This window comes from Bradyrhizobium sp., from assembly GCF_019242285.1.
In the GTDB taxonomy this organism is placed as follows: Bacteria; Pseudomonadota; Alphaproteobacteria; order Rhizobiales; family Xanthobacteraceae; genus Bradyrhizobium.
Window position 1 is genome coordinate 1 of record NZ_JAFAVV010000576.1, and the last position, 4,712, is coordinate 4,712.

Here is a 4,712-nt window from a genome sequence, read left to right on the forward strand (position 1 = left end):
GCTGTCCTATTCGCGCAAGGTCTTTATTCCTCTCACCAAGCTCTGCCGCGACGTCTGTCACTACTGTACGTTCGCGAAGACGCCGCGTGCGGGAAAACCCCTCTACCTCTCGCCCGACGAGGTGCTCGCCATCGCGCGAGCGGGCGCCGCCGCGGGCTGCACCGAGGCTCTGTTCACGTTGGGCGACAAGCCCGAGCTGCGATATCAGGCCGCGCGCGACGCATTGAAGGCGCTCGGCCACGACACGACGATCTCCTATCTGACCGCGATGTGCGCGCTTGTAGCCCGCGAGACCGGATTGCTGCCGCATGCCAATCCCGGCGTGATGACGCGCGAGGAGATCGCCGGCCTGCGCGAGGTGACGGCGAGCCAGGGCATCATGCTGGAGTCCACCAGCGAGCGGCTCTGCAGCCAGGGCGGCGTTCACTATGGTTCTCCCGACAAGCATCCTGCCGTCAGGCTGGAAACCCTGCGTCTGGCCGGCGAGTTGAGGGTTCCGTTCACGACCGGCATCCTGATCGGGATTGGCGAGACACGCGATGAGCGGATCGAAGCGCTGGAGGCGATTCGGCATCTGCATGCCGACCATGGACATATCCAGGAAGTCATCATCCAGAATTTCCGCGCCAAGCCGGACACCAGGCTCGCCCATTCCGAGGAGCCCGATCTCGACGACCTGTTGTGGACCATCGCGACGGCGCGTCTCGTTCTCGGGGCCGACATGAACATCCAGGCGCCGCCAAATCTGTCGCCCGGCGTCTATCAGAAGCTGGTCGACGCGGGGCTCAACGACTGGGGCGGCATCTCGCCGGTCACGCCCGATCACGTGAACCCCGAAGCGCCGTGGCCCACCATCGCCGAGCTCGCCCGCAAGAGCGCGGATACCGGCAAGCTGCTGGTGAACCGCCTGCCCGTCTATCCCGCCTACGCGCGCGCCGCCGACAAATGGCTGGCTCCCGACATCGCGAGGCGCGTGCGGCGCATGAGCGACGCCGAAGGTCTTGCGCGCGACGATGGCTGGGCACCGGGCAATACCGAGCCGCCGCCGGCGCCGCTGGTGCTCGCCCGCGGCGCCGACGCTCGCATCGCCGGAATCGTCGAGCGTGCCACATCGGGCGAACGGCTCGCCGCTGATGACATCGTGCGCCTGTTCGCGGCGCGCGACGCCGACTACCGGCACGTCGCGCAGGCCGCCGACGCGCTGCGACGCGCGGTCAGTGGCGACGTCGTGCGCTACGTCGTGAACCGCAACATCAATTACACCAACATCTGCTATTTCAAATGCAAGTTTTGCGCGTTCTCGAAAGGCCGCACCCACGAGGATCTGCGCGGCTCACCCTATGATCTCGCCATCGAGGAAATCATCCGTCGCGCGATCGAGGCGTGGGATCGCGGAGCAACGGAAGTGTGCCTGCAAGGCGGCATCCATCCCGACTACACCGGTGCCACCTATGAGGCGATCTGCCGGGCGATCAAGGCGGCCGTGCCCGGGATGCATATCCACGCCTTCTCGGCGCTGGAGGTGACGCAAGGTGCAGCCACGCTCGGACTGCCGATCCCCGCATTCCTTGCAAAGCTGAAGGCGGCCGGTCTCGGCACCCTGCCCGGAACGGCGGCCGAGATCCTCGACGATGAGATCCGCACCATCATCTGCCCCGACAAGATCAACGCCAACCAGTGGCTCGACGTGCAGCGCGCCGCCCATCAGATGGGACTGCGCACCACCTCGACCATCATGTATGGGCATGTCGAAACCTCGCATTCATGGGCAAAACATCTCCTCGCGCTGCGCGATTTGCAGGCGGAAACCGGCGGCTTCACCGAGTTCGTGCCGCTGCCCTTCGTCCACATGGAGGCGCCGATGTACCGCCTCGGCATGGCGCGCCCCGGCCCGACGTTCCGCGAAGCCGTGCTCATGCATTCGGTCGCGCGGCTGGCGCTGCATCCGCTGATATCAAACATCCAGACCTCCTGGGTGAAGATGGGGCCGGCGGGCGCCGCGGTCTGCCTGAGGTCCGGCGCCAACGATCTCGGCGGCACGCTGATGAACGAGAGCATCTCGCGCGCCGCCGGCACCCAGCATGGCCAGGAGTTGCCGCCGCAGGCGATGGAAGCGCTCATCCGATCGACCGGCCGCGAGCCGATGCAACGCGACACGCTCTACCGGCAGGTGGCAGAAGAGCGCCGAGCGGCCTCCATGACCGCAGCGGACCTGGCGCCGGTCGTGCAAACACCGCCGCGCAGGAAGGCGGCGGCCGGTTAGCACCTCTGCTGCCAAACGACCGCAGCGCCGCAAGTCGGCCACAGGCGGACATGCGCAGGCCGTAAATTCGCACGGGTGCCACGCCCTCGAAGCAGTTGGGGAAGGCGGAGCGGGGTGATACAGCTTGAGCCGCGCCTTGCCGGTCTCCATCCCATGCGGCCGAGCCCGCCCGACCCAGAACAACGGAGAAGTTTCGTGACGATCATGCCGAATTCGGTGGAGGGACGGGACATTGCCTATCAGATGCACCCGAACGTCAACCTTCGCGCCTACGAGAAGACCGGCGGCCTCGTGATCGAAAGCGGCGACGGGATTTACGTCACCGACAACAATGGCAAGCGCTATATCGAGGCCATGGCCGGTCTATGGTCGGTGGCGCTGGGTTTCGGCGAGAAGCGGCTGGCAGCCGTCGCCAAGGCGCAGATGGAGAAGCTGCCTTATTACCACACCTTCGGCTTCAGGACTCATGGGCCGTCGATCGATCTCGCCGAGATGCTGATCAAGATCGCCCCGGTGCCGATGTCGAAGGTGCACTTCACCTCGTCCGGTTCGGAGGCCAACGACCTCGCCGCCAAGATGGTGTGGTACCGCTCCAACGCGCTCGGCAAACGGGACAAGAAGAAGATCATCGGCCGCCTCAAGGGCTATCACGGCGTGACCATCGCCGCCGGATCGATCACCGGCCTGCCACGCAACCACGAGAGCTTCGATCTCCCGCTCGATCGCATGATTCACACCTCATGTCCGTCCTATGTGCACTTCGCCAAGGCGGGCGAAAGTGAAGCCGCGTTCACCGCACGGATGCTGCAGGATCTCGAAAGCCTGATCCTGAAGGAAGGTCCGGAAACCATCGCGGCGTTCTGGGGCGAACCGGTGATGGGGGCAGGCGGTGTGCTGATGCCGCCCGTCGGCTATTGGGAGGGGGTTCAGGCCATCCTCGACAAATACGACATCCTGCTGGTGGCCGATGAGGTGATTTGCGGATTTGGCCGCACCGGCAAGATGTTCGCCTGCGAGACGTTCAACATCAGGCCGGATGTGCTGGTCGTGTCGAAACAGATCACCTCGTCCTACATGCCGCTGTCGGCGATCCTCATGAATGACCGCTTCTATCAGCCGATCGCCGACGAATCCGACCGCATCGGCTCATTCGGCCACGGTTACACGGCGTCTGGTCATCCCGTCGCGACCGCGGTCGGCCTGGAAAATCTGAAGATCATTCAGGAGCGCGATCTGGTCGGCCACGTCGCGGGCCTGCAGGATACGTTCCTGTCGGGACTGGCGGAGCTTGCCAAACACCCCGTCGTGCATTCATCGCGCGGCATCGGCCTGATCGGCGCCCTGGAGATCAAGCCGTGGACGGATGCCAAGCCGGGCGACGCCGCGCTCGCCGTTGCCGACGCCGCCCTCGAGGCCGGCGTGATCACGCGCAACATCGGCGAAGCGGTGTGCTTCTGTCCGCCACTGATCATCACGGCGGCGCAGATCAACGACATGTGCGAGTCCATGGGGCGGGCGCTGGATCAGGTGGCCAAGAGGAGAGCTTGAGCTCGGTGTTTGCAAGGTAGTCGGCTCGGACAACCGGTCAAAGCCTCCCCAGAAGCACTAGGCGACGCCCCGCCCGGCCAGCCGCGCGGGCACGCCAAGCTCGTCGAGCAGCGCGCGGGTGCGCGTGCCCGCCGATTGCGGCAGGCGCAGGAAGAGTGCCAGATCGATGGGATGGTCGATATCGACAGCGATTCCCGGCTGGCGGATCATGGTCGGCTCGATGCCCTGACGGCGCGCAGCGCCGAGGTGCGGGAAGTAGCTGTTGTCGCCGAAGCGAAGCGGCACCGATTCCGGCGGCGAGCAGACTACCGCATTGGATCCGAGATCGTCATGCGCCGGAGAGATCGTGAACGAGGGCGCGGCGAGATGCGCCGACAGCACCGCGTCGATCTCGCCGGCGCGGATGGCTGGAATGTCGCCGGGCAGCGTGATCATGCCGCCACGTCCTTCACGCGCGAGAATCCGGCGGCCAGTGTTCACGCTCCCGGTGTGTCCGTCCCGCGCGCCCTCGGTCACGATCCGCGCACCGAGCTTGTCGCCAAGACCCGTCGCATGCGGATCGAGCGTGACGATCATCACGCCGGCCAGAAGACGAGAGCCGGCAACTGCGTCGAGCACGTCCGTCAGCATGGTCTCGGCGAGACACCGACGTTCCGGCGGCGACAGCAGGCCCGACAGCCGATGCTTGGCGCCATCGAACTCCTTGACCGGAATGCCCGCCCAGATGTCGCTCATTGCAGCGAGGCCAACGCATCCGCCGCATCGAGCGTCACGCGCGCCAGCGTCTCCCGGTCATGCAGGCTCGTCATCAGGGTTCTGGCGATCGTGACCCGCGCGCCGACAGTGCCGACCCTATCGGCGTCGGCGTGGTCGACGACATAGCCATCGAGCAGGTCGCCGT

At 65.7% G+C, this 4,712-nt stretch carries 3 protein-coding genes; 2 read left to right on the forward strand and 1 reads right to left on the reverse strand.

Annotated features, from left to right (window positions below):
• Both cofH and JOY90_RS23440 read left to right on the forward strand, forming a co-directional pair.
• A partial coding sequence (gene cofH, locus JOY90_RS23435; protein ID WP_291693494.1) for a 5-amino-6-(D-ribitylamino)uracil--L-tyrosine 4-hydroxyphenyl transferase CofH occupies positions 1-2,263 on the forward strand: 2,263 nt, incomplete at its 5' end.
• A gap of 195 nt (positions 2,264-2,458) precedes the next feature.
• Complete coding sequence (locus tag JOY90_RS23440) at positions 2,459-3,811, forward strand: aspartate aminotransferase family protein (protein ID WP_291693495.1); 1,353 nt, start codon at positions 2,459-2,461, stop codon at positions 3,809-3,811.
• Positions 3,812-3,868: 57 nt separating this feature from the next.
• Here JOY90_RS23440 and cofC read toward each other — a convergent pair whose 3' ends face one another.
• Positions 3,869-4,546, reverse strand: coding sequence for a 2-phospho-L-lactate guanylyltransferase (cofC, locus tag JOY90_RS23445; RefSeq protein ID WP_291693496.1), 678 nt, complete (start codon positions 4,544-4,546; stop codon positions 3,869-3,871).
• Positions 4,547-4,712 lie beyond the last annotated feature (166 nt).

Excerpts from the sequence above, each read along its gene's own strand:
- cofC (WP_291693496.1), bottom strand. The coding sequence starts at position 4,546 with ATGAGCGACATCTGGGCGGGCATTCCGGTCAAGGAGTTCGATGGCGCC.